Origin of the sequence: Cellulomonas humilata, from assembly GCF_013359775.1 — a bacterium.
Lineage (GTDB): Bacteria > Actinomycetota > Actinomycetes > Actinomycetales > Cellulomonadaceae > Cellulomonas > Cellulomonas humilata.
In genome coordinates this window covers 85,114-111,452 of sequence record NZ_JABMCI010000044.1, presented here as the reverse complement: position 1 = coordinate 111,452, position 26,339 = coordinate 85,114, and the positions used below count along the sequence as shown (strand labels likewise).

25 protein-coding genes and 2 riboswitches are annotated in these 26,339 nt (G+C 73.3%); of the genes, 11 read left to right on the top strand and 14 right to left on the bottom strand.

Features of this window, described 5'->3' with window-relative positions; all coding sequences use genetic code 11:
* The 7 genes from HP550_RS03845 to HP550_RS03815 all read left to right on the top strand — a co-directional run.
* On the top strand, positions 1-341 hold a 341-nt coding region (locus HP550_RS03845), incomplete at its 5' end, for a hypothetical protein (RefSeq protein ID WP_210767622.1).
* Positions 342-559: 218 nt separating this feature from the next.
* A complete protein-coding gene (locus HP550_RS03840; RefSeq protein ID WP_175346269.1) occupies positions 560-889 on the top strand; it encodes a PadR family transcriptional regulator in 330 nt (109 codons plus the stop codon).
* On the top strand, positions 889-2,007 hold the full coding sequence (locus HP550_RS03835) for a hypothetical protein (RefSeq protein WP_175346268.1): 1,119 nt from the start codon (positions 889-891) through the stop codon (positions 2,005-2,007). Before HP550_RS03840 ends, HP550_RS03835 begins: the two co-directional genes overlap by 1 nt.
* Complete coding sequence (locus tag HP550_RS03830; RefSeq protein ID WP_175346267.1) at positions 2,004-3,113, top strand: hypothetical protein; 1,110 nt, start codon at positions 2,004-2,006, stop codon at positions 3,111-3,113. Before HP550_RS03835 ends, HP550_RS03830 begins: the two co-directional genes overlap by 4 nt.
* Before the next feature lie 80 nt (positions 3,114-3,193).
* Positions 3,194-3,448 (top strand): phosphoribosylformylglycinamidine synthase subunit PurS, encoded by a 255-nt coding sequence (gene purS / locus HP550_RS03825; RefSeq protein ID WP_056593189.1) that lies wholly within the window; start codon positions 3,194-3,196, stop codon positions 3,446-3,448.
* Complete coding sequence (gene purQ / locus HP550_RS03820; protein ID WP_175346266.1) at positions 3,445-4,140, top strand: phosphoribosylformylglycinamidine synthase subunit PurQ; 696 nt, start codon at positions 3,445-3,447, stop codon at positions 4,138-4,140. The genes purS and purQ overlap by 4 nt, the downstream gene beginning before the upstream one ends.
* Positions 4,141-4,145: 5 nt before the next feature.
* The gene (locus tag HP550_RS03815) at positions 4,146-5,105 is read left to right on the top strand and encodes a GNAT family N-acetyltransferase (RefSeq protein WP_210767619.1); all 960 of its coding nucleotides are present in this window, start codon (positions 4,146-4,148) and stop codon (positions 5,103-5,105) included.
* On the opposite strand, the gene HP550_RS03810 is transcribed toward HP550_RS03815, so the two are convergent.
* From HP550_RS03810 to HP550_RS03800, 3 genes are all read right to left on the bottom strand, one after another.
* Positions 5,033-5,416 (bottom strand): hypothetical protein, encoded by a 384-nt coding sequence (locus tag HP550_RS03810; RefSeq protein WP_175346265.1) that lies wholly within the window; start codon positions 5,414-5,416, stop codon positions 5,033-5,035. The two genes, HP550_RS03815 and HP550_RS03810, sit on opposite strands and share 73 nt — an antisense overlap.
* A 73-nt stretch (positions 5,417-5,489) precedes the next feature.
* Positions 5,490-6,749: an O-succinylhomoserine sulfhydrylase gene (locus HP550_RS03805; protein ID WP_343047965.1), complete on the bottom strand. Its 1,260-nt coding sequence runs from the start codon at positions 6,747-6,749 to the stop codon at positions 5,490-5,492.
* On the bottom strand, positions 6,746-7,159 hold the full coding sequence (locus tag HP550_RS03800) for a rhodanese-like domain-containing protein (RefSeq protein WP_175346264.1): 414 nt from the start codon (positions 7,157-7,159) through the stop codon (positions 6,746-6,748). The genes HP550_RS03805 and HP550_RS03800 overlap by 4 nt, the downstream gene beginning before the upstream one ends.
* A riboswitch (SAM riboswitch) is annotated at positions 7,155-7,270 on the bottom strand. It overlaps the preceding gene by 5 nt.
* 118 nt (positions 7,271-7,388) lie before the next feature.
* A riboswitch (SAM riboswitch) is annotated at positions 7,389-7,503 on the top strand.
* 48 nt (positions 7,504-7,551) lie between these two features.
* On the opposite strand from HP550_RS03800, the gene HP550_RS03795 reads away from it, so the two are divergent.
* Entirely contained in the window at positions 7,552-8,940 is a 1,389-nt protein-coding gene (locus tag HP550_RS03795) for an aminotransferase class V-fold PLP-dependent enzyme (RefSeq protein ID WP_175346263.1), read from the top strand.
* A 232-nt stretch (positions 8,941-9,172) separates the two neighbouring features.
* Entirely contained in the window at positions 9,173-9,814 is a 642-nt protein-coding gene (locus tag HP550_RS03790) for a fasciclin domain-containing protein (RefSeq protein ID WP_175346262.1), read from the top strand.
* 40 nt (positions 9,815-9,854) lie between these two features.
* Here HP550_RS03790 and HP550_RS03785 read toward each other — a convergent pair whose 3' ends face one another.
* From HP550_RS03785 to HP550_RS03775, 3 genes are read right to left on the bottom strand one after another with little or no spacing between them, the layout of a single operon-like run.
* The gene (locus tag HP550_RS03785; RefSeq protein ID WP_175346261.1) at positions 9,855-10,721 is read right to left on the bottom strand and encodes a MaoC/PaaZ C-terminal domain-containing protein; all 867 of its coding nucleotides are present in this window, start codon (positions 10,719-10,721) and stop codon (positions 9,855-9,857) included.
* Entirely contained in the window at positions 10,718-12,061 is a 1,344-nt protein-coding gene (locus HP550_RS03780) for a 3-oxoacyl-ACP reductase (RefSeq protein WP_175346260.1), read from the bottom strand. The genes HP550_RS03785 and HP550_RS03780 overlap by 4 nt, the downstream gene beginning before the upstream one ends.
* Before the next feature lie 2 nt (positions 12,062-12,063).
* Positions 12,064-13,401, bottom strand: coding sequence for an acetyl-CoA C-acetyltransferase (locus HP550_RS03775; protein WP_175346259.1), 1,338 nt, complete (start codon positions 13,399-13,401; stop codon positions 12,064-12,066).
* A gap of 106 nt (positions 13,402-13,507) precedes the next feature.
* Between HP550_RS03775 and HP550_RS03770 the strand changes: the two genes are divergently transcribed.
* On the top strand, positions 13,508-14,359 hold the full coding sequence (locus tag HP550_RS03770) for a TetR/AcrR family transcriptional regulator (protein WP_343047964.1): 852 nt from the start codon (positions 13,508-13,510) through the stop codon (positions 14,357-14,359).
* The gene (locus HP550_RS03765; RefSeq protein ID WP_175346257.1) at positions 14,356-16,428 is read left to right on the top strand and encodes an acyl-CoA dehydrogenase family protein; all 2,073 of its coding nucleotides are present in this window, start codon (positions 14,356-14,358) and stop codon (positions 16,426-16,428) included. The genes HP550_RS03770 and HP550_RS03765 overlap by 4 nt, the downstream gene beginning before the upstream one ends.
* Positions 16,429-16,447: 19 nt before the next feature.
* Here HP550_RS03765 and HP550_RS03760 read toward each other — a convergent pair whose 3' ends face one another.
* The 8 genes from HP550_RS03760 to HP550_RS03725 are packed head-to-tail and all read right to left on the bottom strand — an operon-like array spanning position 16,448 to position 26,315.
* Positions 16,448-17,500: a hypothetical protein gene (locus HP550_RS03760; protein WP_175346256.1), complete on the bottom strand. Its 1,053-nt coding sequence runs from the start codon at positions 17,498-17,500 to the stop codon at positions 16,448-16,450.
* A 38-nt stretch (positions 17,501-17,538) separates the two neighbouring features.
* Positions 17,539-18,288 carry a DUF2599 domain-containing protein gene (locus tag HP550_RS22900; protein WP_175346255.1) on the bottom strand — a complete coding sequence of 250 codons (750 nt, stop codon included), beginning with the start codon at positions 18,286-18,288 and terminating at the stop codon, positions 17,539-17,541.
* Positions 18,285-19,763 (bottom strand): alpha-amylase family glycosyl hydrolase, encoded by a 1,479-nt coding sequence (locus tag HP550_RS03750; RefSeq protein ID WP_175346254.1) that lies wholly within the window; start codon positions 19,761-19,763, stop codon positions 18,285-18,287. The genes HP550_RS22900 and HP550_RS03750 overlap by 4 nt, the downstream gene beginning before the upstream one ends.
* Entirely contained in the window at positions 19,760-21,559 is a 1,800-nt protein-coding gene (locus tag HP550_RS03745; RefSeq protein WP_175346253.1) for a GH39 family glycosyl hydrolase, read from the bottom strand. Before HP550_RS03745 ends, HP550_RS03750 begins: the two co-directional genes overlap by 4 nt.
* Positions 21,556-23,112, bottom strand: a complete 1,557-nt coding sequence (locus tag HP550_RS03740) for a glucoamylase family protein (protein ID WP_175346252.1) — start codon at positions 23,110-23,112, stop codon at positions 21,556-21,558. The genes HP550_RS03745 and HP550_RS03740 overlap by 4 nt, the downstream gene beginning before the upstream one ends.
* Before the next feature lie 17 nt (positions 23,113-23,129).
* The gene (locus HP550_RS03735; RefSeq protein WP_175346251.1) at positions 23,130-24,026 is read right to left on the bottom strand and encodes a carbohydrate ABC transporter permease; all 897 of its coding nucleotides are present in this window, start codon (positions 24,024-24,026) and stop codon (positions 23,130-23,132) included.
* Positions 24,023-25,039, bottom strand: coding sequence for a carbohydrate ABC transporter permease (locus HP550_RS03730; protein WP_175346250.1), 1,017 nt, complete (start codon positions 25,037-25,039; stop codon positions 24,023-24,025). The genes HP550_RS03735 and HP550_RS03730 overlap by 4 nt, the downstream gene beginning before the upstream one ends.
* A 4-nt stretch (positions 25,040-25,043) precedes the next feature.
* The gene (locus HP550_RS03725) at positions 25,044-26,315 is read right to left on the bottom strand and encodes a sugar ABC transporter substrate-binding protein (RefSeq protein WP_175346249.1); all 1,272 of its coding nucleotides are present in this window, start codon (positions 26,313-26,315) and stop codon (positions 25,044-25,046) included.
* Between the last annotated feature and the right edge of the window lie 24 nt (positions 26,316-26,339).

Below are 26,339 nucleotides of genomic sequence, written 5' to 3'. Positions count from 1 at the left end.
CGGCCAGGTCCACCACGCGCTCACCCGACGGGACCACCGGCGACGCCCCGGGACGAGCACCGCGACCCGAGTCGGACCAGACCATCGCGGGCGAGGTGGGCGAGGTGGGCGAGGTGGGCGAGGTGGGCGAGGTGGGCGAGGTGGGCGAGGTGGGCGAGGTGCGCGACGGAGGCGAGGTGCGCGAGGGAGGCGAAGTGGGCGACGGAGGCAAGGTGGGCGACGAGGACGCGCTGGGCGACGGCGGCGAGGCGGGCGGCGGAGGCAAAGTGGGTGAGCCAGCCGGAGAGGACGAGAACTCCGACCTCGTGGGCAGCGCGGCATGCTTGAAGCGATGGCCGTGAGCCGGCGCGCTCACGGCGAGGTCGTCGACCGCGCAGCTCTCGAGAACCACCCTCACCGCAATCACCTCCTTCGCCGGATGTCCCATTCGAACAAGTGTACGACGACCGGCGGACATCCGCGGCTGACCTGTGGATACACCGCCCCGGCGTCCCGGATCGCGAGCGATCCCTTGTGGCGATAGGTCGTCGCGCGATATATATCCGCCATGGTGTTCCGGATGAGCGAGCAGGCGTACTTCGTCCTGCTCGCGCTCGCCGAGGAGCCGCGCCACGGGTACGGCATCGTGCAGGCGGTCAAGGTGCTCTCGGACGACAGGGTCCGGCTGGGCGCGGGAACGCTCTACGGCATCCTCGACCGCCTGGTCGAGGCGGGGTACGCGGAAGCGTCGGGCGAGGTCGTCGTCGACGGCCGGCTGCGCCGCTACTACCGGCTGACCCCCGACGGCTACGCCACGCTCGCGGCGGAGACCGCCCGGCTGACCGACCTCGCGTCCCTCGCCCGGCGCGTCCTGGCGGCCCGACCGCGCCCCGCCCTCGGGACCGCCTGATGCGCGACCTGGAACGGTCCGCGGCGTTCTGGCTGCGGGCCTACCCAACGAGCTGGCGTGCGGAGCGTGCCACCGAGGTCACCGCCGTCCTGGTCGACCTGGTCGACGACGACGCCCGACGGCTCGACGCCCGGACCGCCCTCGGGCTGCTGCGCGGCGGCCTCGCGACGCGCTGGCGCCAGACCCCGCCCCTCTGGGTGTACCTGCCGTACCGGATGTTCGACCTCCGGCTCCCGGAGCGGTACCGAGGCTGGGTGGTCCGGGACATCTCCTCGCCGGGGCACCTGCGCCGCAGCCTGCTCGGCCGGGCGTGGCTGTTCCTGCTCCCCGTCTACGCCGCGCTCAACGACCTCCGCCCAGGGACTCTCGTGATGTGGGCGGCGATGATCGTCGCCACCGCCGCCACCCTGCTCTGCGTCCGCCCGGACGCGTCCGTGCGCCGGAGGCTGCAGCACCACGCGCGCCCCGGCTGGGGCGAGCCGCGCACGGTGGGCGCATTCGTCTGGGTGCAGACGTCGCGAGCCCGCATCGCCGCCCAGGCCGGATCCAGTGTGCTGGTGCTCCTGCTCGCGGTCGGTGCGGTGGTCTGGTCGGCTGCGGCGCTCGTCGCGCCCGCCCGCCTGGTGCTGGACAGCCTGCCGTGCGACCTCCCCGCCTCCGGTCCGTGCTTCGAGGTCGGCTCGACGGTCGCGGCGCGGGACTTCGCTCCCGGCGTCGCCGCGCTCCTGGCCGTCGCCACGGTCGTCGGGGTGCTCCTGGCTGCCATGGTCGTCGCACGCCGCCTCGACCGTCGGCTGCCCATCCGGCCGGCGCAGCCCGCCCGTCACCTCCTCGGGCTCCGACCGCAGGCCCGCGTGGGTGTCGCACTGTGGGTCGTGCTCGTCGTCGCGGCGGCGCTGGCGGAGGCGACGGGGGCGTGGGTCTTCGCGGTGTCGGCCGTCGCCGGGCCGCTGTGCCTGCTGCTCCTCCCGTCGGCCGTCGTCGTCAGGAGCCGGGCCCGGGCGACGCCCGACGCCGCGTTCGTCGACCTGTGGCGCGTCGCCTGGACCGGCCGCCCGGTCGCGGTCGACCGCCCCGACTCCGAACTCGTCCCCGCGTTCGGCCTGGAGGCCCGGTGACCGTCGATCCCCGCTTCGAGCGGTCCGTCCACCGCTGGCTGCGTGCGTACCCGCGTCGCTGGCGCCGCGAGCGGGCCGCCGAGGTCACCGCGCTGCTCGCGGACCTCGCGGGGCCCGACGCGACCCGCCTGAGCGCCGGGACCGTCGTCGGCCTGGTCCGCGCGGGGTGGGCGACGCGGCTGCGCACGCGCCCTCCGCTGCGGCACGTGCTGGCGTACCGGCTGATCGACCGGCGCGTCCCGGCCCCGTACCGCGGGTGGGTGAGCGACGACATCGAGGGCGAGGGGAGCCCGCTCCGGGTGCTGCTCAACGTGGCCGTGGTGGTGGCCGTCGTCTCGGTGCTCCTCCCGCTCGCCATCGGTGACCGTCCGCACACTCTCTCCGGCGGCAGCCTGTCGGCGGTCTTCGCGATGTCCCTGGGATTCCTCCTGCGGGGCTCCCGCGTGAGGCGCGCGCGCGGTCGCAAGCACCTGGTGCCCGAGGCGGGCGAGGAGCTGACGAGCGAGACGTTGCTGTTCGGCTGGGTCCTGCGGGACCGGCTGACGGCCCGCGGCACCACCGGGCTGCTGATCGTGGGGCTCGCGACCGCAGCGCTCGCCGCGCTGGCGGCGTGCCTCGCAGCGCCCACCGCGCTCGGCGCCGCCTCGTGCGGCCACTCGTGCGTCGCGACGGTCAGTGCGGGCCGCGACGGCGTCCCGGTGCCGCTGACCGTCGCACTCGTCTCGGCCGTCGCCCTGGGCGGTCTGGCCGGGCTCCACGCCCGGGCGACGCTGCGTCGGCTCGTCCCGCTGCGCCCCGTGCAGCACTCGCGGCGGCTGGTCGCGCCGACCCCGCGGCACCGGGCGATCGTCCTCGTCCTGACCGCCGGCGCCGTCGGCATCGCGTGGATCGAGGGGACCGGCCGAGTGGACCTGTTCTTCTCCGTCGCGGTGGCCGTGGCGGTACTGCTCGCCCTCCCGGCGCTGGTGGTCGCCTGGCGCGTCGCGCGGACCGGGCCTGACGACCTGGCCTTCGTGGACGTGTGGAGCATCGTGTCCACGGGCCGTCTCCCGCGGGTCGACGCCGTCGAGGAGGGTCTCGTCCCGGCGCTCCTGGCCACAGACTGAGCACCCGCGCGGGACGCGTCCGCGCACTCGCTAGAATCGCCGCGACCCCCCACCGCCGCGCGAACACCTGGAGCCCTTTCGTGGGACGAGTCGTCGTCGATGTCATGCCGAAGCCCGAGATCCTCGACCCGCAGGGCAAGGCCGTCGCCGGCGCCCTGCCGCGGCTCGGGTTCGGTCAGTTCGCGTCCGTGCGTCAGGGCAAGCGGTTCGAGCTCGAGGTCGACGGGCCGGTGACCGAGGAGATCCTCGCGGCGGCCCGCGAGGCCGGCGAGCACGTGCTGTCCAACCCGGTCATCGAGGACGTGGTCGCGGTCTACGAGGACACCCAGGCATGACGAGGATCGGCGTCGTCACCTTCCCCGGCACCCTCGACGACCGCGACGCCGCCCGCGCGGTCCGCCTCGCCGGTGGCGAGCCCGTGAGCCTGTGGCACGGCGACGCCGACCTGCACGGGGTCGACGCGGTCGTCCTGCCCGGCGGCTTCTCCTACGGCGACTACCTGCGCGCCGGTGCCATCAGCCGGTTCGCGCCGGTCATGGGCGAGATCATCGACGCCGCGAACAAGGGCCTGCCGGTGCTGGGCATCTGCAACGGGTTCCAGGTGCTCACCGAGGCCCACCTGCTGCCCGGCTCGATGATCAAGAACGACCACCTGCACTTCGTGTGCCGCGAGCAGGTGCTCTCGGTGGAGAACGTGGACACCGCCTGGACCCGCGACTACACCGCGGGCGAGCACATCACGATCCCGCTGAAGAACCAGGACGGCCAGTACGTCGCCGACGATCACGTGCTCGACGAGCTCGAGGGTGAGGGCCGCGTGGTGTTCCGCTACGAGGGCTGGAACCCGAACGGGTCGCGCCGCGGCATCGCGGGCATCTCGAACGCGGCGGGCAACGTCGTCGGCCTCATGCCGCACCCCGAGCACGCGGTCGAGCCGGGCTTCGGACCCGACGGCGCGAAGGGCCCCCGCACGGGCACGGACGGGCTGCGGTTCTTCACGTCGGTCCTCACCGCCCTCGTCGGCTGAGCGCGTTGGAGACGACGCTCGTCGACTGGGACGACCCCGACGCGCTCCGGCTGCGCACTGCCCAGCAGGCCGAGCTGCTCGCCCTGTACGGCGAGGAGGACATCGGCCACGAGATGACCGGCGAGAGCATCGTCGCGATGCTCCTGGTCCGTGTCGACGGCGAGGCGGTCGCCTGTGGCGCGATCAGCGCGCGCGGTGACGGGGTCGGCGAGCTGAAGCGCATGTTCGTCGTCCCGGAGCACCGCGGCCGTGGGCTCTCGCGGGCGGTGCTCCGCGAGCTCGAGGCCGTCGCGCAGGACCGGGGCGTCCACCGGCTCGTCCTGGAGACCGGGGTGCTCCAGGCGTCGGCGATCGGGCTGTACCTGAGCGAGGGCTACCGCTCGATCCCGAACTTCGGCGAGTACGCGGAGGAGTCCGAGTCGCGCTGCTTCGCCAAGGACCTCGGCCCGACCCCGCCGCGGGAGCCGCGCACGGGCGAGCGCCCCACGGTCACGCTCACCCACGCCGACTGGACCGACCCCGTGGCCACCGCGCTGCGGCTCGCCATGTGGCGGGACATCGAGGTCCGCTACCCGGAGATCCCCGCGAGCGTGCCGGGCGGCTTCGAGGTCGACGACCCGCAGCAGGGCGTCGGCGCGCTGTCCACGGTGATCGCCTGGCTCGACGGTCGCCCCGTCGGCTGCGCCACCCTGCGGGCTGCCCGGGACGGCTACCCGGCCGGCTCGGGGGAGCTCAAGAAGGTCTGGGTCGACGACGACGCTCGCGGGGCCGGCGCCGCGCGCGCGCTGCTCACCGCCATCGAGGACGACGCCCGCGCTCTCGGGCTGACCAGCGTCGTGCTCCAGACGGGCATCCGGCAGCCTGAGGCGGTCACGCTCTACCTGTCCGCGGGCTACCGCCCGGTCGTCCCCTTCTTCCCGTACGACGGCGACTTCCTGTCGCTCTGGATGGCCAAGGACGTCTGAGCGCGCACGCGGGCGACCTCGGCGAACCGCATCCAGTCGTCCTCCGCCGAGGCCGGCAGCGCCACCCAGTCGTAGAACAGCCGCCCGCTGTCGCCGGGGGACCACACCGCCGCACCGGGCAGGGCCAGTGCTTCCGCGTGATCCGCGCTGTCCCGCCCGAGCTTCACCGCGATCCGGTCGCCGCCGATGTGCGCCGCGAACATGGTCGACCCGACCTTGAGGATCGGGCGGCCCATCATCTGCGCGCGCGTGGCGCCGCGGGCCACCAGGTCGTCGGCGATCGCCTCGTAGTCGGACTCGGACTGGGTCATCGACCGAGCATCACATCGACGCGACCAGGTTGACCAGCAGCGCGATGATCACCGTGCCGAGCGTGGCGCAGCCTCAGGCGTCGAGCGTGCCCAGCGCCTGCGTGAGGTCGTCGATCAGGTCGGCCGGGTCCTCGAGCCCCACGGAGAGCCGGATCGTCGACTCGGCGATCCCGACCGCGGCACGCCCCTCGGGCCCGAGCTTGCGGTGCGTGGTCGTCGCCGGGTGCGTGACCATCGACTTGGCGTCGCCGAGGTTGTTGGAGATGTCCACGATCCGCAGCGCGTCGAGCACGCCGAAGGTGACCTTCTTGGCGACGTCGGGCGTCGACCCCTCGGGCACCGCGAGGTTGAACGTCACGACGGTCCCGCCGCCCGACTGCTGCGCGAGGGCGAGCTCGTGCTGCGGGTGCGAGGGCAGGTACGGGTAGCGGACCAGCGAGACGCCGGGCTGCTGCTCGAGCCACGTGGCCACGCCCAGGGCGGACGCGGTCTGGTGCCGGACGCGCAGCGACAACGTCTCCAGCCCCTTGAGCAGCACCCACGCGTTGAACGCCGACAGCGACGGCCCGGTGTTCCGGATGAGGGTCTGCACCGGACCGTGGATGTACTCGTCGGTGCCCAGGATCGCGCCGCCGAGCACGCGGCCCTGGCCGTCGATGTGCTTGGTCGCGGAGTACACGATCACGTCCGCGCCCAGCTCCAGCGGCCGCGACAGCACGGGGGTGGCGAACACGTTGTCGACGATCACCGTGGCGCCCGCCGCGTGCGCGAGCCGGCTGACCGCCGCGATGTCGACCAGGTCCTGCATCGGGTTGGACGGCGTCTCGAAGAACACCACGTCCGCCGGCGTCGAGAGCGCCTGCTCCCACTGCGCCAGCTCGTGGCCGTCGACGTAGTCGGTGCGCACGCCCCACTTGGCCAGGATCTCCTCGAAGATCACGACGGTGGACCCGAACAGCGCGCGCGCGGAGACGATGCGGGACCCCGACTGCACGATCGCGGCGATCGACGTGAACACCGCCGACATGCCCGACGCGGTGGCGAACGCGGCCTCGGCGCCCTCCAGCAGGCGCAGGCGCTCCTCGAACGTGGACACCGTCGGGTTGCCGTAGCGGGAGTACAGGAACCGGTCGGCCTCGCCGGCGAACGCGGCCTCGGCCTCCGCGGCGGCCGCGTACACGTAGCCCTGCGTCAGGAACAGCGCCTCGGACGTCTCGTTGAACTGCGACCGCACCAGCCCGCCGCGCACGGCGAGGGTGTCGGGGCGCAGGTCGGTGCGCGGTGCGCGGCGGTCGTCCCAGTCGGCCGGGCCGGGGACGCGCCGGTCGCTCACGCCTGCCGCCAGGGCAGCCCCGCAGCGCGCCAGCCGGAGTGGCCGCGGTGGCCGTCGGGACCGACGTCGCCCTCGAACCCCTCCAGCACGTTGTACGCCGGACCGAGGCCCGCGGCGGTGGCGGCCTGCGCGGCGGCCACCGAGCGCACACCCGAGCGGCACAGGAACACGACCGGCCGTCCCGCCGCGACGCCGGCGTCGGCCAGCTGCTTGAGGAACTGCGGGTTCGGCCGTCCCGTCGGATACGACACCCACTCGACCAGGGCGGAGCGCCCGTCGATCGCGGCGGAGTCGGGGATGCCCACGTAGCGCCACTCGGCGTCGGTGCGGACGTCGACGAGCACGGCGCTCTCGTCGGACGTCAGCAGGTCCCAGGCCTGCTGGGGGGTCAGGTCACCGGCGTAGCTCATCGAGGTCCTCGTCTCATCGGTCCTGGCGGTAGCACCCTCGGCCGGGCACAGAGTGCCCGCGGGTTGCTGCGGCGTCGTCGAGCCAGATCTCTCAGCCGCTCTGGATGGTGGCCGTGATGCTACGCGCGGCGGGACACTCCTTCCAAGTGGTGGACAAGGCGTCCCGTCAGGCGAGACGAACTCCGCCGCGCGTTGACAGCCGCAGGGAGGTGCCGGGACCCTCGTTGCAGGTCATGAGCGCCAGCGTCAAGCCCCGGCTCGCTGGCCGGCAACCCTCCTCCGCGGTGGGGTGCCCCGGGTGACGACCTGGCCGCGCCCCGTCCGGGGTTCGGCAAGCGCGGGGTTCCACCTTCTCGACGGGTGTTCCCCCGGAACGTGTCGGAGGACCCACCATGACTGTCACCGCCGAGCGCCTCTCGTGTGCGACCGAGGTGAGCGCCCTGCTCCCCGTGGTCGGCGGCACCACCACCGTCCCGCTCGTGGACGGCACGCACCGCGTCTACGCCAACCTCGACTACGCGGCCAGCGCGCCGGCGCTCGAGGCCGTCGCGGCCCGCGTCACCGAGGTGCTGCCCCTGTACGCGTCTGTGCACCGCGGCGCCGGGTACCTGTCCCAGGTGTCCACCGCGCTGTACGAGTCCGCGCGCCAGGCCATCGCGCGGTTCGTCGACGCCCGTCCCGACGACGTCGCGATCATCACGCGCAACACGACCGACTCGCTCAACCTGCTGGCCGGGGTCGTCCCCGCGGGGGGCCGCGTGCTGGTGCTGGACGTCGAGCACCACGCCAACCTGCTGCCCTGGGTGCAGTCCTCCGAGCGGCACGGCAACCGGACCACCATCCTGCCGATCGCGTCGACCGTGGCCGGGACCCTCGACGCCCTGCGCGACGAGCTCGCCCGCCAGCCGTACGCGCTGGTCACGATCACGGGCGCGTCCAACGTGACGGGGGAGGCGCTGCCGATCGACCAGGTGGTCGCGCTCGCCCACGCCGAGGGCGCCCGGGTGGCAGTCGACGGCGCCCAGCTGGTGCCGCACCGCGGCTTCTCGCTGGCCGCGACCGACGCCGACTACGTCGCGTTCTCCGGCCACAAGACCTACGCGCCGTTCGGTGCGGGTGCCCTGGTCGGCCGCCGCGACTGGCTCGACACGGGCACTCCGTACCTCGCAGGGGGAGGTGCGGTGCGCGACGTGCGGGCGGACCGGACGGTCTGGCAGCCGGCTCCGGCGCGCCACGAGGCGGGATCGCCCAACGTGCTCGGCGCGATCGCGCTCGCGGAGGCGTGCGACCAGCTCGCGGCCCTGCCGGGGGGTGCCCTGGCCGCGCACGAGGAGGTGCTGCGCGAGCGTCTGGTCCAGGGGCTGTCGGCCATCGAGGGTGTGGAGATCGCGCGCATCTGGCCGGACTCCGCCCCTCCGGTCGGCGTCCTCACGTTCACCGTGCCGGACCACGACCCGGGCCTGGTCGCCGCGTACCTGGCCGCCGAGCACGGGATCGGGGTCCGCGACGGCCGCTTCTGCGCGCACCCGCTGCTGGCCCACCTCGGCGCCTCGAACGGCGCCATCCGCGCGTCGGTCGGCGTCGGCACCACCAGCGAGGCGGTCGACCGGCTGATCACGGCGCTGACCGAGTACCTGGCCACCGGCCCGGCGGTCCGGTACGAGGTGGTCGACGGCTGCTGGGCGGTGGTCGACGACACCCGCCCGCTGCTCGCGGTGCACGGCCTGGATCACCTGGCGGCGACGGCCGCAGCCGCCTGCGGACCGGCCCTGGACGACTGACCGCGCTGTCCACGCGGGCGACCCAGCACCGACTTCGGCAGTTCGCGTCGAGTTCGGTAGTTCCAGCTGCCGAAGTCGACTGCTACTGCCGAAGTCACGCTCCTGGCCCCCACGAGACGGGGGATGCATCCGGGCGCGGGGGAACGGACGAAGAGGACACAGGGCGCCCTCCGGGTGCTCGCGCGGCGCGGCGCTCCGGCGTCGGCCGCGACCGTCGTCCGTAGGAGCCACCATGAGGATCCGTCGCACGCTCTCCACCTTCGTCGCCGCCGGGCTGGTCGCCGGAGCCGGGGTCGCCCTGGCGCCCGCCGCGAGCGCCGCGCCCACCGGGACGTCGAGCCTGGCCGCCCTGCTCGCCTCGGACGGGGACACCTTCGACCGGAACTGGTACGACTTCGACATCCTCGACCAGGCCGTCGGTGCGGTGCTCGCCGCCAAGCCGGCCAGCCCGGTCGCCGTCCTTGCCGACGGCACGGTCCCGCTCACCGCGTTCGTCCCCACCGACCGCGCGTTCCAGCTGCTGGCCAAGGATCTGACCCACCGCTGGTACGGCACCGAGGAGAAGGTGCTCACCGCGCTCGCGGGTGCGGTCGGCATCGACGCGATCGAGCAGGTTCTGCTCTACCACGTGGTCGCGGGCGCGACGATCGACTCGGGCACCGCGCTGGCCAGCGACAACGCGGTCCTCGCCACCGCGCAGGGCGGCACATTCACCGTCGACGTGCTCTCGAAGCGCTGGGGAGTGGTGCAGCTGCGGGACCAGGACCGCAACGACCTCAACCCGTTCCTGATCCGCGGCGTGCTCGACCTGAACGCGGGGAACGTGCAGATCGCGCACGCGATCACGTTCGTCCTGCGGCCGGCCGACCTCTGACGAAGCCCCTGGCGGGCCGGGTCGACGACGACCCGGCCCGTCAGGACAGCGGGGTGACCGAGCCCGTCAGGTGCGGCTTGCCGGAGCGGGCGTCCCAGCCGGCGAACGCGAAGGCGTCGCCGTCGTGGGCGATGCGCACGGTGACCGTCCCGGGCAGCAGCACCGGCTTGACGAACTCGACGGACCAGTCGAACGCGTCCCCCCGGGCGGCGCCGACGTCGGCGAGCGCCCGCGAGGCGGTGTACATGCCGTGCGCGATGGCGCGGGGGAACCCGAACGCCTTCGCCGTGAGCGCGGTCAGGTGGATCGGGTTGCGGTCGCCCGAGACGGCGGCGTACCGGCGGCCGGTGTCGCCGGCGAGCTTCCAGCGGCCGGTCGGGGTGGGTGGGACGAAGGGGTCCGAGGTCTCGTCGACCGACCCCGCGAGGAACACCCCCCGCGCCAGGTAGGTGGACACGCCGCGCCACGCGAGCGTGCCGTCGACCGACACCTCGGTGACCAGGTCCACCTGCGTGCCGGACCGGTGCGGGCGCAGGTCGGCTGCGGACGCCCGCACGTCGAGCACGTCGGAGAGCAGGACCGGCCGCAGCTGGGTCACCCGGTTGGCCACGTGCACCAGGCCGACGAGCGCCAGGGGGAAGTCGGACCGGACCATGAGCGCGGTCGCCACGGGGAACGCCAGCACGTGCACGAACCCCGCGGGCAGCCGGTCGCTCGCGGACTCGCCGAGCAGGTGCTGGTACGCCGTGAGATGCGACGCGTCGGCACGCACCCCGCGGACGACGTACTCGACGTCCGGCAGCGTCGTCGGGCCGGATCGGACGCGACGCTGCAACGACAGCCCCGCGCCGCGGGCGAACAGCCCGCCCAGCGCCGGGACGGACGGCAGGACGACGGTCGTCGTCACTGGCCCACCATGTTCTGGCCGCACACCCGCAGCACGCGTCCGACGATCCCGCCCGCGGCGGGGGAGGCCAGGAACGCCACGGTCTCGGCGACGTCCACCGGCTGACCGCCCTGCTGCAGCGAGTTGAGCCGACGGGCCACCTGCCGCGTGACCGCCGGGATGCGCGCGGTCATCTCGGTCTCGATGAACCCGGGGGCGACCGCGTTGGCGGTGCCGCCGAACGCCTCGAGCAGCGGCGCGGTGGCCCGGACCATGCCGATGACGCCGCCCTTGGACGCCGCGTAGTTGGTCTGGCCGCGGTTGCCGGCGATGCCCGACGTGGAGGCCAGCGACACGATGCGCGGGTCGTCGGTGAAGTCACCGGACGTCAGCAGGGCCTCGTTGATCCGCAGCTGCGACGCGATGTTCACGGCCAGGACCGAGTCCCACTTCTCCGGCGTCATGTTGGCCAGCAGCTTGTCGCGCGTGATGCCCGCGTTGTGCACGACGATGTCGAGCCGGCCGTGCCGCTGGAGCGCGTGCTCCAGGATGCGCGCGCCGGCGTCCTCGGCGGTGACGTCGAGCTGGAGAGCAGTCCCGCGCACCCGGTTGGCGACGGCCACCAGCTGCTCGCCGGCAGCGGGGACGTCGACCGCGATCACGGTGGCGCCGTCGCGCGCGAGGGTGTCGGCGATCGAGGCGCCGATGCCACGCGCGGCGCCGGTGACCACGGCGACCCGGCCGGCCAACGGCGCAGCCCAGTCGTCGGGCTGCGCACCGGCGGCCGAGTCGACGGCGAGCAGCTGTCCGTCGACGAACGCCGACTTCGTCGAGAGGAAGAAGCGCAGGGCGCCGACGACCGACGGCGCGGTGACCGGCACGTCGTTGGCGAGCACGACACCGTTGCCGGTGGCGCCGCCGCGCAGCTCCTTGGCCAGCGACCGCAGCAGCCCGTCCACGCCCTGTCGGGCCGCGGCGACCGCGGGGGCGTCGTCCGCGACCGCAGCACGCGAGACCGTGACGACCCGGCCGCCGCGGGGCAGCGACTTCAGCACCGCGCCGATCTCGAGCACCGGCTCTGACAGCTGGTCGGGGTGGGTCAGCTCCGTGAGGGCGAGGACGACTGCGGCGTACCGCGTGCCGGGCGTCGCGTGCCGGTGCACGTCGAGGTCCCAGTCGGACGAGAGGACGCCGGAGATCGCGTCGGACTCGGCGCCGCGCCCGAGCACCAGGACGGCCCCGTCGACCAGCGGCTGGCCGAGGGCGTACCGCGTGAGCGGCGCGGGCTGCGGGAGGCCGAGCTGCTTGGCGACCTTCTTGGTGAAGCCGCTGTTGACCAGGTTCAGGTAGGTGTCGGTCATGGTCAGGCCGCCTCGAGGATCGCGGTGAGGCCCAGCCCGCCGGCTGCGCACACGGACACGAGCGCTCGTACGGGCTTGTCGGAGCCGGACTCCGCCTTCCGCCGGTGCAGCTCCTTGCTGATCGTCGCGATGATGCGCCCACCGGTCGCGGCGAACGGGTGCCCCGCGGCCAGCGACGACCCGTGCACGTTGAGCTTGGTGCGGTCGACGGACCCGAACGCGCCCTCGAGCCCCAGGCGGGTACGCCCGAACTCCTCGGACTCCCACGCGGCCAGCGTCGTCAGCACGGTCGCCGCGAACGCCTCGTGGATCTCGATGTAGTCGAGGTCGGCCAGGGTCAGCCCGTTGCGGGCGAGCAGTCGCGGGACCGCGAACGCGGGGGCCATGAGCAGGCCGTCGTCACCGTGCACGAAGTCGACGGCACCGGCCTCGGCGTCGACCAGCGAGGCGAGCGGGACCAGGTCGTGCGCGTCGGCCCACTCCTGCGAGCCGAGCAGCACCGTCGAGGCGCCGTCGGACAGGGGTGTCGAGTTGCCGGCCGTCATGGTCGCGGGCGTGTCCAGGCCGAGCCCGAACGCGGGCTTGAGCTTCGCCAGCTTCTCCAGGGAGGAGTCGGCGCGCAGGTTGGCGTCGCGCGTCAGGCCGCGGAACGGGGTGACCAGGTCGTCGAAGAACCCGGAGTCGTAGGCCGCGGCGAGCTTCTGGTGGCTGGCGAGGGCGACCTCGTCCTGCGCCTCCTGCGTGATGCCCCACTGCGCGGTGGTCAGCGCCTGGTGCTCGCCCATGGACAGGTGCGTGCGCGGCTCGCCGGTGTTCGGCGCCGACGGCGCGAGGTCCTTCGGGCGGATCTTCGCGACGGCCGCGAGCTTCTGCCCGACGGAGCGCGCGCGCGACAGGTCGAGCAGCGCGCGGCGCAGCCGGTTGCTCACCGCGATCGGTGCGTCCGACGTGGAGTCCACGCCGCCCGCGATGGCCGACTCGAGCTGGCCGAGCCGGATCTTGTTGCTCAGCGAGACGACGGTCTCCAGGCCGGTGGCACAGGCCTGCTGGACGTCGTACGCGGGGGTCTCGGCCGAGAGCGCCGACCCGAGGACGGCCTCGCGGGTGAGGTTGAAGTCCTTGCTGTGCTTGAGCACGGCACCCGCGGCGACCTCGCCGATGCGCTCGCCCTGGAGGCCGTACCGAGCGACCAGCCCATCGATCGCGGCGGTGAGCATGTCCTGGTTGCTGGCGCGGACGTACGGTCCGCCGGCGCGGGCGAACGGGATCCGGTTGCCGCCGAGCACGTACGCCTTGCGGACGCTCGGTGTGACGGCCTGGGTGGGGGTGGGGCGGGCCATGAGGCGCGTTCCTCTCGCTTCGTCGCTGAGCGGGGGACCGAGCGCGGGGCGCTCGAGGATGATGACGTGGTGTCCGAAACCCACAGTACCTGATACCTTCGGTCTCGTGAGCCCTGTCACACCGGGCCCGTCGAAGACGACGGCCCTCACGCTGCTGAAGTCCGAGGCCGGTCGTGCGCGACCGGCCTTGCCGACGCCCCCCAACGCGCGCAAGCCTCCCGAGGATGCCTTCGCGGCCGACGGTCGCTCGACCCGCTGGGCCGACCACCGCGAGGCGCGCCGCGCGGAGCTCGTCCGCATCGCCCGACGGACCGTCCACCACAAGGGTCCGGACGTCTCGATGGAGGAGATCGCCGCCGCGGCGGGCACCTCGAAGTCGATCGTCTACCGGTACTTCGCCGACAAGACCGGACTGCAGATCGCCGTGGCCGAGGCCGTCGTGCTCCAGATCCAGGGCGCCCTCGAAGGCGTCCTGCGGATCGCGCCGACCCCCCGGGACGGCCTGCGCGCCATGGTCGCCGTGTACCTCGAGATGATCGAGTCGTCGCCCAACGTCTACGCGTTCGTCACGCGCAACGGGTCCGTCGAGTCCGGCGGGCCGCTCGGCCACTTCCTCGACTCGGTGACCGCGCTGGTCGCCGCCCCGTTCGCGCGCGGGCTCACCGAGGAGCACGAGGGCCGCCGGACGGCTCGGAGGCCCGAGGCCTCGGAAGCAGACGACACCGCACTCGCCGCCCGCGTCGCGCTGGCCGAGTCCTGGGCAGCCGGCGCCGTCGGCTTCGTCCGCGGCTCCGGCGAGTGGTGGCTGGCCCACCGTGACGAGCCCGCCAGCCCGGACCGCGAGGAGATCACCGCCCAGGTCGCCGCCTGGCTCTGGGCCGGACCCGTCGGGCTGCTCGCCCGTGACCGCAACCGCACGTCCCCCGACCACACGCACGCCCCGGAGGAGTCCCGATGACCACGACCACCCCGCGCCCCACGGTCGACGCACCCGGCGCCGGCGACCCGCGGCTCGACGCGGACGTCCGCAACGTCGACATCGCGCACCTGAGCAAGGTGCTGCTGGGCCACTACCCCGAGCTGCGCCTCGCCGCTCGCAACCTCATGGCCGACGAGCGGTTCCACCGGATCGAGGGCTTGTCGCTGGCCGAGCACCGCGAGCGCGTCATCGGCCAGCTGCGCCTGCTCGTCGCCGAGGGGGACGTGCACCGCTCCTTCCCGGAGCGCTTCGGTGGCGCCGAGGACCACGGCGGCTTCCTGGCGCGGTTCGAGGAGCTGACGCACGCCGACCCGTCGCTGCAGATCAAGTCGGGCGTGCAGTGGGGGCTCTTCGCCTCCGCGATCTACCACCTGGGTACCGAGCGCAACCACGACGAGTTCCTGGCCGACTCCCTCTCGCTCGCGGTCCCGGGCGCCTTCGCGATGACGGAGACCGGCCACGGCTCGGACGTCGCCGCCATCGGCACCACCGCGACGTACGACCCGGCGACGCAGGAGTTCGTCATCCACACGCCGTTCCGCGCGGCGTGGAAGGACTACCTGGGCAACGCCGCCCTGCACGGCACGGCCGCGACCGTGTTCGCGCGGCTGGTCACGGCGGGTGTCGACCACGGCGTGCACGCGTTCTACGTCCCGCTGCGCGACCCGGCCACGATGGAGTTCCTGCCCGGCGTCGGCGGCGAGGACGACGGGCTCAAGGGTGGCCTGAACGGCATCGACAACGGTCGGCTCTGGTTCGACCACGTCCGCATCCCGCGCACCAACCTGCTCAACCGGTACGGCGACGTGGCGCAGGACGGCACCTACTCCTCGCCCATCGCGAGCCCTGGCCGCCGGTTCTTCACCATGCTCGGCACCCTGGTGCAGGGCCGCGTCTCGCTCGACGGTGCCGCGGTCACCGGAGCGCGCCTGGGCCTGACCATCGCGATCACCTACGGCAACCAGCGCCGCCAGTTCAGCGCCGCGTCGCCCACCGAGGAGGTCGTGATCCTCGACTACGCGGAGCACCAGCGCCGCCTCCTCCCGCTGCTCGCGGAGACGTACGCCGCCGGGTTCGCGCACGAGGACCTGCTCGCCGCGTTCGACGACGTGTTCTCGGGACGCAACGACACCCCGGAGACGCGCGAGGACCTGGAGACCCTGGCCGCCGCGCTCAAGCCGGCGTCGACCTGGCACGCGCTGAACACCCTCCAGGTGGCCCGCGAGGCGTGCGGCGGGGCCGGGTTCCTGGCCGAGAACCGGCTGACCAGCCTGCGCGCCGACCTCGACGTGTACGCGACGTTCGAGGGCGACAACACGGTCCTGCTCCAGCTCGTCGGCAAGCGCCTGCTCACCGACTACTCGAAGAGCTTCAAGCACCTGGACGCCACCAAGGTCGCCCGCATGGTGGCCGAGCGCGCGTCCGACGCCGCCCGGTACCGCACCCCGCTGCACCGCGCCGTGCAGACGATCGCGGACGTGGGCGACCCGCGCCGGTCGGCCGGCCAGCTGCGTGAGACGGCCACCCAGCGAGAGCTGCTGGTGGACCGCGTCGAGACGATGGTCGCCGAGATCGCCCAGGCCCTGCGCCCCGCGCAGAAGGCCGACCCGGCGACCGCCGCGGCGCTGTTCAACGCGCACCAGCACGAGCTCGTCGAGGCCGCCCGCGCGCACGCCGAGCTGGTCCAGTGGGAGTCGTTCACCGCCGCGCTCGAGCGGGTCACCGACCCGGGCACCCGGCAGATCCTCACGTGGGTGCGCGACCTGTTCGGGCTCACCGTCATCGAGCGGAACCTCACCTGGTACCTGCTCAACGGCCGCCTGTCCGCCGGGCGTGCCCGCACGGTGACGTCCTACATCGACCGCCTGCTGGCCCGCCTGCGCCCGCACGCCCAGTCCCTGGTGGACGCGTTCGGCTACGAGCAGGCGCACCTGCGTGCCCCGATCGCGTCGGGCGCCGAGCAGGCCCGCCAGGACGAGGCGCGCGCCTACTACCGGACGCAGCGGGCGTCGGGCGACGCGCCGGTCCCGGAGAAGCACACCCGCTGACCCCGGGGTCGGGCGAGTCTCAGGCGCGGTGCGCGGGCTGGCGGGCCTGCGTGCCGACCGGCCTGGCCCGGCGTCGTGCCCGCCCCAGGACCACCAGGGCGGCCACGACGCCGAGCCAGCCGTAGAGCACGCCCCACAGGGCGCTCGTCGGGACGCCGGCCGCCAGGACGTTGAGCACGAGCGCCGGTGACAGCCCGCCCTCGCCGACGCGCGCGGCATACCCGAGCGCGGTGAGTGCGGGGCCCAGCGACCCGCCGAGGACGGCACCGAGCCAGGCCGCGAGGACGAACGCGGTCCGACCGGCTGCGGGGTCGGCCGACCGGGCCGCCACCCAGGTGACCACCCCCGCGACGGACCCGACCACCAGCGCCGCCAGCCCGAACGCGACGGTCACCTGCGGCATGCCGCCGTCCAGGTAGTCGGTCGCGGTGTTGGGCAGCAGGACTGGCACGATCCGGGCCGCCGGGCTCCCGCTGCCGAGGGCGTCGACGATCCCGCGCTGGAGCAGCCCGGTGACCACCCAGCCGAGACCCACGACGACCCCGGCGACGAGGGCCGCGCTGCGCGCCCGCGCCGCCGCCGCGGGGACGAGCGTCACGCCGGAGCGCCCCAGCAGCGCGACCGCGGCCTGTCCGACGGCCCACCCGTACACGACACCCCAGTACGGGCCGGCCCAGAGCGCGGACTGCACGTCGTTGCCGACCGTCAGCCACGCGCTCCCCGGTGCGATCGCGGCGCTGACCAGCTGCCCGAGGCCGGAGCCGAGGACCGCGGCGAACCAGCACGCCAGCAGCACCCCCGCCCGTCCGGGAGGCCGACGGACGACGGCGTAGGTCAGCAGCCCCGTGACGGCGCCGACCGCGAGCGCGCCCGCCAGTCCCGCGAGGACCGACAGGGGAGCCCCGGCGCCCAGCAGGGCACCTCCCGTGCCGGGCACCAGCAGCTCCGCGAGCGAGCCGGACCCGAACGACGAGCCTGCGAGCAGGGCCCGCAGGACCCCGCTGAGCAGCCAGCCGACCGCGGCGATCGCGCCGACCGTCCCGGATGTGCGGATCGTCGGGTCCCGGGGCATGGCCGCGACCGTAGCAGCGGCCCGCGCCGGGCGGGAGGTCAGCTCGGGTTGCAGCGCGACCGGATCATCTCGATCGCGCTCACGTCCGGGCGCCACGGCTCCAGGTTCCAGGTGGCCTTGTCCGGTGCGCCCAGCTCGTGGCACTCCAGCTGCGCCTGCATCCCGGGGCTGTCGGCCTCCGGGGCCTGGGCGACGACCTGCGCCCACAGCCCCTCCTGAGCCGCCAGGCTGCCGGTGCGGGCCCACCCGCTCGGCGTGACCGCGAGCGAGCGCCCGCCCTCGGCCTCGCCCCACACCGCGCTGACCACAGCGGCCGCCGTGAACCAGATGCCTGCCGACCCGGAGTCGTCGGCAGACCCGACGAGCCGGGCCACCTCGGGGCCGACCTGCGTGAGGCGCGCCGCCCACGGTTCGGCGGTGAACCCCGCGACGAAGGTCCCCGTGCCGTCGCGGACCACGCCCGAGCCGTCGGAGAGCACCGTCAGCGACATGCCCGCCGGTGCGGCCACGAGGGCGTCGCCGTGGGCGGTCGCCCGGGCGGACCCGTCGGCCTCGGCCGTCACCTCGAGCGCGGGCGCGGACACCAGGAGCGTCGCGGTGCCGGAGGGGACGGGGATGCCGGTCGCGCGGACCACGGCCGGGTCGGCGGGATCGGCAGCCGCGGTCGGGCTCGGGGAGAGGGTCGGCGTGGGTGTGGCGGTCGCCGGCTGAGGACCGGCATGGCTGGGGGTGCAGCCCGCGAGCACGAGCGCGAGCAGCACGCCCGCCGCTGCCCCCCGTCCGCTCACCCTCGGAAAGGTACCTGCCCGTCGGTCAGCCAGACACACTCCGACGGGGTGACGATCGTCGGATCCTCGCCCGGTCCGCTCCGTGCGACCACGCGGCCGCCGCCGGGCAGGCGCCACGGTCGGGAGGAGGTGTTGAGCACCACGCGCGCGGCGCCGCGTCGGCCGACGAGCACGCCCGGCCGTGCGTCCTCCCAGGTCAGGTCCTCGGTGGTCCACAGCGCCGACCGTGCAGACAGCGCCCGGCGCAGCACCGACCAGGTCGAGGACGGGTCGGCCTCCTGCCGGTCACGGGCGTACGCGGCCCACTCCGCGGGGATCGGCAGCCAGGGCTCGCCCGTGGTGAACCCGAAGGTGTCACCCGACGTCCAGGGCAGCGGCACCCGGGCACCGTCGCGGTTGGGCAGCCGGCCGCCGGACCGCAGGGACTGGGGGTCCTGCCACCGCTCCGGCGGCACCTCGGCGTCGGGCAGGCCCAGCTCGTCGCCGGCGTAGAGGTAGAAGGCGCCCGGCAGCGCCAGCAGGAACAGGTGCAGGGCCAGCGCGCGGTCCGGTCCGAGGCGCGTGGCGGCGCGGGCGATGTCGTGGTTGCCGACCACCCAGGCGGGCAGCGCCCCGACCGCGCGATGGGCGGCCAGCTGCGCGTCGACGGTCCGGCGCAGCGCGGCCGCGGACCAGGCGGTGCGCAGGATGTCGAACGCGAAGGCCTGGCCCAGCTCGTCGGCCCGGGCGAACGCAGCGGTGCGCTCGGGCGGCCCCCACGCCTCGGCGACCGCGAGGACGTCGGGACCGAGCACGCCGCGCCACGACCGGTAGATCTCGTGCACCTCGGTCCGGTCCCAGTGCGGGTGGTCGGCGCCGCTACGCACCTCGGCGTACGACGGCTCCTTGGCCAGCCCGCCCGCCACGTCCACGCGGAAGCCGTCGACGCCGCGGGCCAGCCAGAACCGGAGCGTCTCCAGGAAGTCCTCCTGCACTTCCGGGCGCGCCCAGTTGAGGTCGGGCTGCTCGGGCGCGAACAGGTGCAGGTACCAGTCGCCGTCGGGCATCGCCGACCAGGCGGAGCCGCCGAACATCGAGCGCCAGCCGTTCGGCTGCGACCGGACGTGGAACAGCGCCCGCTCCGGACCGCCCGCCTGGGCCGCGACGAACCACGGGTGCTGGTCGGACACGTGGTTGGGCACCAGGTCCATCACCACCCGCAGGCCGCGGTCGTGCGCTGCCGCCACGAAGGCATCGAAGGCGGCCAGGTCCCCGAACAGCGGGTCGACGTCGCGGTGGTCCGCCACGTCGTACCCGTGGTCGGCCTGCGGGGAGCGGTACACCGGCGTGAGCCAGAGGCCGTCGACACCCAGGCGGGCGACGGCGTCGAGCCCGGCGGTCAGACCCGCCAGGTCACCGACGCCGTCGCCGTCACCGTCCAGGAACGAGCGCACGTACACCTGGTAGACGACGGCACTGCGCCCCCACGAGCTCACACGCGAACCAGCTCGACCAGCACGATCGCCGGGTTGGGCAGGTGGACGTCGATCGAGGAGCCGCCCAGGGGGCGCTCGGTCACGGCCAGCCGGTCGGCCGCGCGCAGGGTCGCCCACTGGTCGTCGGTCGGCCAGTCCGCACCCTCCGACATGGACGACCACAGGGCCGCGATGTTCGAGTGGTCCGCGTCGACCCGCGACTCCCGCACCGTCCAGGAGCCCGGCGGCAGCCCGTCGAGCACCAGGTGCACGGTCCGGTCCAGCGCGGCGGTCCCGTCGACCTTGCCCTGGTCGAGCGTGCCGTTCCAGAGCGCCACGGCGACACGCTCGTCGCCGTCGCGCGACGCCCACGCCTCGACCAGGCTGCCCGCGCCGTCGCCGGTGAGGGTCGCCGCGACCTCGTCGGACCCCAGCTGCTCCAGCAACCACAGTGCCCACCAGCGAGGCTTGCGCAGCTCCCCGACCGTGCGCAGCCCGAACCCGCCGTGCAGCAGGCGCGGCGGCCGTCCGAGCTCCTCGAACTGGTCGGAGACCACCCAGTAGGACAGGGCGTCGATCCGGCCCGCCGCCGACCGCATGCCGCGGACCAGGAACGCCGCGGAGAACACCCCGTCGTTGGCGTTGCCGAAGTGCGTCGGGCTCACGCCCCACTCGGTCCACCAGATCCCGGCGTCCTCGCGACCGTGCCGCGCGAGCGTCGCCCGCAGGTCCAGCGGCGCGTTGCCGTAGGTGTGCGTCGAGACGAAGTCGACCGGCGAACCGGACCCGGCGACGTGCTCCAGCAGCCCGTCCACCCAGCCCGCGGCCGCCGTCGACGGACCGCCCACCACCAGCCGGTCGTCGACCGTCCGTACGGCCGTCACCGTCACGTCGTACAGGCGCCAGAACTCCTCGCGCGTGCCCGACCAGAACACCTCGAGGTTGGGTTCGTTCCACACCTCGAACGACCAGTTCTCCCGCACCTCGTCCAGCCCGTAGCGCTGCACCAGGTGCCCGACCAGGTCCGTGACCAGAGCACCCCAGCGGTCCCAGTCCTTCGGCGGGGACACGATCGCGGCGTAGTCGAACACCGTCACGTCCGGGTCCGACGCCAGGTCGCGCGGCATGTACGACAGCTCGACGACGGGCCGCAGGCCGAGGGCGAGCAGCGCGTCGTAGGTGGCGTCGACGCCGGTGAAGTCGTGCACCGGCTCCCCGTCGACCTCGCGGTAGACGCCCAGGTCGTCGCACAGGATCGCGTGCGCCCGGACGGTGGCGACACCCAGCTCGTCGTGCGCCGCGCGCAGGGCGCTGGTCAGGTCGGCGGAGATGCTCTGCCCGCCGACCGACTCCTCGCTGAGCAGCAGGCTGAGGTGCTCCGAGCCGATCATCGGCCGCCAGGGCCGGGGCAGCTCCCGGACCACGGTGTCGAGGTCCACGAGCACCTCGACCACCGCAGGATCGCCGACGGGCAGCGACGCGGCGAGAACCTCGTCGCCCCCGGGGCCCGTCACGTCGACGTCGGTCACGGTCGCCACGGTGTACCGGTGCGGGACACCGGGTTCGCCGGTGGTGTCCGCGTAGGGCCCGTGCGGCACCGCCAGGACGTCGCCGCCGTGGTGGTCCAGCGGGACCCCGTCCCGGATCACCTGGTAGCCGACCGCACCCTGCACCGGCTCCCAGTGCAGGGACACATGGCCGACGCCGGGCGCCGCGTACAGGCCGGCCGGCGGGGCCAGGACGGGGATCGCCCCGGCCGCCGCGGTGTCGGAGCGCCGACCGATCCGGTCCTCCCAGTCCGCGCGCGCGTCGGTCACTTGACGACCCCCGCGCCGAACTCCTCCTGGCCGATGAGCGGACGCAGGACCTTCTCCACCTGCCGGGTGCCGAAGGAGTCGTGCAGGATGCCGCCGCCGAGCACGTTGCCCAGCGCGCCCAGGACCATGCCCTGGTCGAGCGAGAGGTAGCGCTTCGCCTGCGTGTTGGTGCGCACCGCGACCGCGTCGTAGAACCCGCCGTCGCCATACGCGCCGAGGACCGTCTCGATCTTGCGGAGGTTGTCGACGGCCTCGCGGGGCGCGTAGGGCAGCGCGAGGAAGGACGCGTGCGGGGTGACGACTCCGTCCTTGAAGGTCGGCGTCGGGTTGGTCGCCGGGCGGCAGCCCTCGTAGCCGGCGTCGACGTTCGTCTTCTCCGCGTCGGACGGGTAGCCCTCGGGGTTCATGCCGATCGCGTCGACCCCGTAGACGTCGTAGTTGGCGAACGGGTCGCTGGCGGGGGAGAAGCCCCAGTAGCCGTAGCCGGCCTCGATCAGGCCGTGCTCGATGTGCGCGCGCACCGCGAGCGGGTGGTTGACGCCCCAGCTCTTCGGGGCCCACTCAGCCTCCGGCACGAACAGGTCGGGCATGAGCTCCTCGAACATGTCGCCGCCCCACGTCGGCACGATGCGCATGCCGCGGTAGGTGAAGGCTCCCTCGAACACCTCGATGCCCTCGTACGTGCGGGTCACGCCGACCGGGCGCTGCTCCAGCCAGGCCCAGTCGCAGCTGGCCGGGAACGTGCGGGCGGTCGCGAAGTAGTGCGCGGGCGGGATCTGACCGCGGGCGATGCCGATGTAGCTGGCGATCCGCGGCTCGGAGTTGGTGATGTCGTAGTGGTTCTTGGTGAAGAACACGGGCGACCCGGCGACGGTCCCGGGGTCGGTCTCCTGGGGCGGCGGGGCAGCCCAGAAGCCGCCGCGCATGAGTCCGGGCTTGGTGCCGCCGAACTGGTTCGCGTCGTAGAACGCCGCGAAGTCCATCGGCTCCAGGAGCGCGTTCGCCTGCCGCCGCAGCGACGGCTCGGCGGTGGCGACCACCATGAGCGCGGCCGCGAACCACCCGTTGTCCACGCTCGACAGGAACGGGTAGATCGTCTCGCCGTTCGGGAACGTCACCAGCTTGGCGCCGGTGGCCTCGTCGTACCAGTTGTAGAACATGCCGCTCGGCTCGTGGCGCTCCATCGTCGCGATCGTCGTCAGCGTCTGCTTCAGCCGCTGCCGCGCCTCGCGCTTGCCGATGATCCCGAGCTCCTCGGCCGAGACGGTCGACCACAGGTACGCACCGATGTTCGTCGGCGAGGTGTAGCCGGACCGCGTCGCGGGGTCGAGCGACGCGTCGATGTTGTCGGCGGGCAGGCCCGTGGTCTCGTCCGTCATGGCGACGAACGAGGCCCACGTGTCGACACCCCACCGGTGCAGGTCCGCGCGGTCGTGGCGGGTCAGGCCGAGGTCGTCGTCGTGGTGGCTTCCGCCGGCGGAGGCGGTCGTGGCACCGGTGAGCAGGAGTGCGGCAGCCGCTGCTGCGGCCGCGAGAGGTCGGAGTCTCATCATCGAGCCCTTCGTGGAGATCATGACTTGAGGCCGGTCGTGGCCAGGCCCTGGACGAAGTGCTTCTGCAGCGCGAAGAACACGATCAGGATCGGGACGACGATGACCATGGCGCCGGCGAGCAGCAGGCCGTAGTCGGTGGAGTTCTGCCCGACGGCGTACAGCCCCAGCGCGACCGGCAGGGTGTACATGTCCTCGGTGCTGGCCACCACCAGCGGCCACAGGAAGCTGTTCCACGACCCGAGGAACGTGAGGATCGCGAGCGTCGCGAGCGCGGGCTTGCACAGCGGCATGACCACCCGCGCGAAGATCCGGAACTCGCCTGCGCCGTCGACGCGCGCGGCGTCGATGAGCTCGTCGGGGACTCCCTGCATGAACTGCCGCATGAGGAACACCCCGAACGGTCCGGCCAGGAACGGCAGGATCAGGCCGAAGTAGGTGTTGACCATGCCCAGGTTGCTGACCAGCACGAACAGCGGGACCAGCGTGACCATCCCGGGGACCATCAGCGTGGCCAGCACCAGGCGGAAGAGCCAGGTGCGCCCCCAGAAGTCGATCTTGGCGAACGCGTACCCGAGCATCGAGCAGAACACGAGGTTGCCCAGGGTCACGGTGACCGCGACGACGATCGAGTTGGTGAAGAACTGCGGGAAGTCGAGCCGCGCGAACAGCTCGCGGAAGTTGTCCAGCGACGGGTTGGCAGGCCACCACGTGGGCGGGTTGGCGCGCAGCTCACCCTCGGTCATGAACGAGCCGAGCAGCATCCAGACGAACGGCGTGACGACGAGCACCAGGCCGATGCCGAGCACGACGTAGAGCCACGGGCGGGCCTGCGGCTCGCCGATGTGCGAGCCCACGGTGCCCCTCGGCTTGGTCGACGGCTCTGCCACAGCTGCCTTGTCGGTGATGGCGGTCATGCGGACACACCTCCCGAACGACGGAACCAACGGCGCTTCGGGCCGGCCGCGTCGTCGCGCTCGCCCAGCACCTTGAACTGCACGACCGTGAGCAGGACGACCGCGGCGAAGAGCACGTAGCTCATGGCGGTGGCGACGCCGTAGTTGCCGAACCCGAACGTGTTGTAGACGAGGTAGGCCACGGAGAGCGTGCTGTTCAGCGGGCCACCCTGCGTCATCACGAACGGCTCCTCGAAGAACTGCAGGAACCCGATGCCGGTGATCACCCCGGCGAACAGCATGGTCGGGCGGATGGTCGGGATCGTGATCCGGCGCAGGCGCTGCCACGCGGTGGCGCCGTCGAGCGCCGCCGCCTCGTGCAGCGCCTTGGGCACCGACTGCAGGCCGGCCAGGAAGATCACGACCAGCGTGCCGAGCGACCGCCACACGGACATGGCGATGAGCGACGGCATCGCCCACGTGGTGCTGCCCAGCCAGTCGGGGCCGGTGATGCCGACCCACCCGAGGACCTCGTTGACCAGGCCGTTCTCGGGCCGCAGGAGGAAGCGCCAGACGACCGCCACGGCCACGATCGAGGTGACGACCGGCATGTAGTAGCCGATCCGGAAGAAGCCGGACAGCTTGGTGATGCCGGTGTTCAGGGCGATCGCGATGGCGAGCGCCACGAGCATGGTCAGCGGGACGCCGACGACCACGAAGTAGAGCGTGTTGAACGCGGCCTGCTGGAACGTCGGGTCCGTGAGCACGGTCGCGAAGTTGTCGAACCCGACGAACTCGACCGCGAACGGGTTCTGCAGGTCTCGGCTCTTGATGTCGGTGACGCTCATGAAGAGCGACGAGACGACCGGCCACGCCACGAAGATGAGGAACAGCACGACGAACGGTGCCGCCATGCCCCACGCGGCGATGCTGCGCCGTCGGTGCATCGGGGAGGAGCGCCGGATCCGGGGGGCGGCCTGGTCGGCCGCCCCCGGGTTCCGCACGCCCGACCCGGAGGTCAGGGTCGTGGACATGGGGTCAGAGCCCCGTGCCGATCGCTTCGGCCTGCTGCTGGATGGCCGTGGCGGCCTCCTGCGGGTCCATGCCGGACTTGCAGACCTTCTCCAGCTCGGTGTCGATGACGTTCGCGATCTGCTCCCACGTCGGGATCGACGGGGGCGCCTGGGCGGTCGCCATCTGCTCGCCGAACACGGCCAGCGTGGTGTCGTCGGCGAGGTCGCCCTCGTCCCACGCGGACTGCACGGCGGGGAGGTCGCTCGTGATCGCGTACCACTGCGCCTGGATCTCGGGCTGGCTGAGCCACTGGACGAACTTCCAGGCGGCGTCGCGGTTCTCCGAGCTCGTGAACACGGCGAGGTTGCTGCCGCCGATGAACGACGCCTGCGTCTCGTCGGCGGGCAGCGGCGCGAGCGTCACGCTGTCGAGGAAGCCCTCGCCGCCGGTGTCGTCGAGGATGCCGATGTGCCACGGGCCGGACTGGAAGGCGCCGATCTTGCCGGCGACGAAGTCGGGTTCGAGCGTGCCCTCGGGGAGCTCCTTCGGGGCGACCCCGTCGGTGAAGAACGACTGGTAGTAGGCGAGCGCCTTGACGAACTCGGGGCTGTCGAACGTGAACTCGGTCTGCTCCTCGTTCATGATCTCCGCGCCTGCCTGCCACGCGAACGGCAGGAACGTCTGCCACGCGCCCGTCTGGCCGGCCTGGAGCGTGATGCCCCACTGGGCGCCCGCCGACTGCATGCCCTTGGACGTCGCCATGAGGTCCTCCCACGTCGCGGGCGTCGGCGAGACGCCGGCCTGCTCCGCCAGCGCGGTGTCGACGTAGAGCACGCGGGTCTCGACGTACCACGGGACCGCGTAGGACGTGCCACCCACCTCGGTGGAGCCCCAGGCGCCGGGGAAGAACGACGACTCGTCGATGAGGTCGGGCGGCGTCGGGTCCAGCCCGCCGCTGGTGGCGAACTCACCCATCCACGTGGTGCCGATCATCGAGACGTCGGGCACCTCGTCGGCCGCGATCGCCGTGGCGATCTTGTCGTGGGCCGCGTCCCAGGGGATGGCCGTGACGTCGATCGTGACGTCCGGGTTCTCCTCCGTGAACGCCGCGGCGAAGTCGCCGAGGGCCTCGCCCTCCGTGCCCATCGCCCAGACGGTGACGGTGCCGCTGACGTCGCCGGTGGCGACCGCCTCGGCCGTGGCGTCCTCCTCAGGGGTGTCGCTCCGGCCGCAGGCGGTCAGGGCGAACGCCGTGACCGCCAGCGCGGCGACGCTGACGCGCGTGGATCTCCTCATGATGGTTCCTCCTCGAACCTGGAC

Bases quoted from the DNA above. Each gene is read 5' to 3' on its own strand.
- HP550_RS03840 (WP_175346269.1), top strand. From the start codon at position 560: ATGAGCGAGCAGGCGTACTTCGTCCTGCTCGCGCTCGCCGAGGAGCCG.
- HP550_RS03735 (WP_175346251.1), bottom strand. From the start codon at position 24,026: ATGACCGCCATCACCGACAAGGCAGCTGTGGCAGAGCCGTCGACCAAG.
- HP550_RS03795 (WP_175346263.1), top strand. From the start codon at position 7,552: ATGACTGTCACCGCCGAGCGCCTCTCGTGTGCGACCGAGGTGAGCGCC.
- HP550_RS03740 (WP_175346252.1), bottom strand. From the start codon at position 23,112: ATGATGAGACTCCGACCTCTCGCGGCCGCAGCAGCGGCTGCCGCACTC.
- HP550_RS03835 (WP_175346268.1), top strand. From the start codon at position 889: ATGCGCGACCTGGAACGGTCCGCGGCGTTCTGGCTGCGGGCCTACCCA.
- HP550_RS03730 (WP_175346250.1), bottom strand. From the start codon at position 25,039: ATGTCCACGACCCTGACCTCCGGGTCGGGCGTGCGGAACCCGGGGGCG.
- HP550_RS03800 (WP_175346264.1), bottom strand. From the start codon at position 7,159: ATGAGCTACGCCGGTGACCTGACCCCCCAGCAGGCCTGGGACCTGCTG.
- HP550_RS03790 (WP_175346262.1), top strand. From the start codon at position 9,173: ATGAGGATCCGTCGCACGCTCTCCACCTTCGTCGCCGCCGGGCTGGTC.
- HP550_RS03725 (WP_175346249.1), bottom strand. From the start codon at position 26,315: ATGAGGAGATCCACGCGCGTCAGCGTCGCCGCGCTGGCGGTCACGGCG.
- HP550_RS03775 (WP_175346259.1), bottom strand. From the start codon at position 13,401: ATGGCCCGCCCCACCCCCACCCAGGCCGTCACACCGAGCGTCCGCAAG.
- HP550_RS03760 (WP_175346256.1), bottom strand. From the start codon at position 17,500: ATGCCCCGGGACCCGACGATCCGCACATCCGGGACGGTCGGCGCGATC.
- HP550_RS03765 (WP_175346257.1), top strand. From the start codon at position 14,356: ATGACCACGACCACCCCGCGCCCCACGGTCGACGCACCCGGCGCCGGC.
- HP550_RS03810 (WP_175346265.1), bottom strand. From the start codon at position 5,416: ATGACCCAGTCCGAGTCCGACTACGAGGCGATCGCCGACGACCTGGTG.
- purQ (WP_175346266.1), top strand. From the start codon at position 3,445: ATGACGAGGATCGGCGTCGTCACCTTCCCCGGCACCCTCGACGACCGC.
- HP550_RS03780 (WP_175346260.1), bottom strand. From the start codon at position 12,061: ATGACCGACACCTACCTGAACCTGGTCAACAGCGGCTTCACCAAGAAG.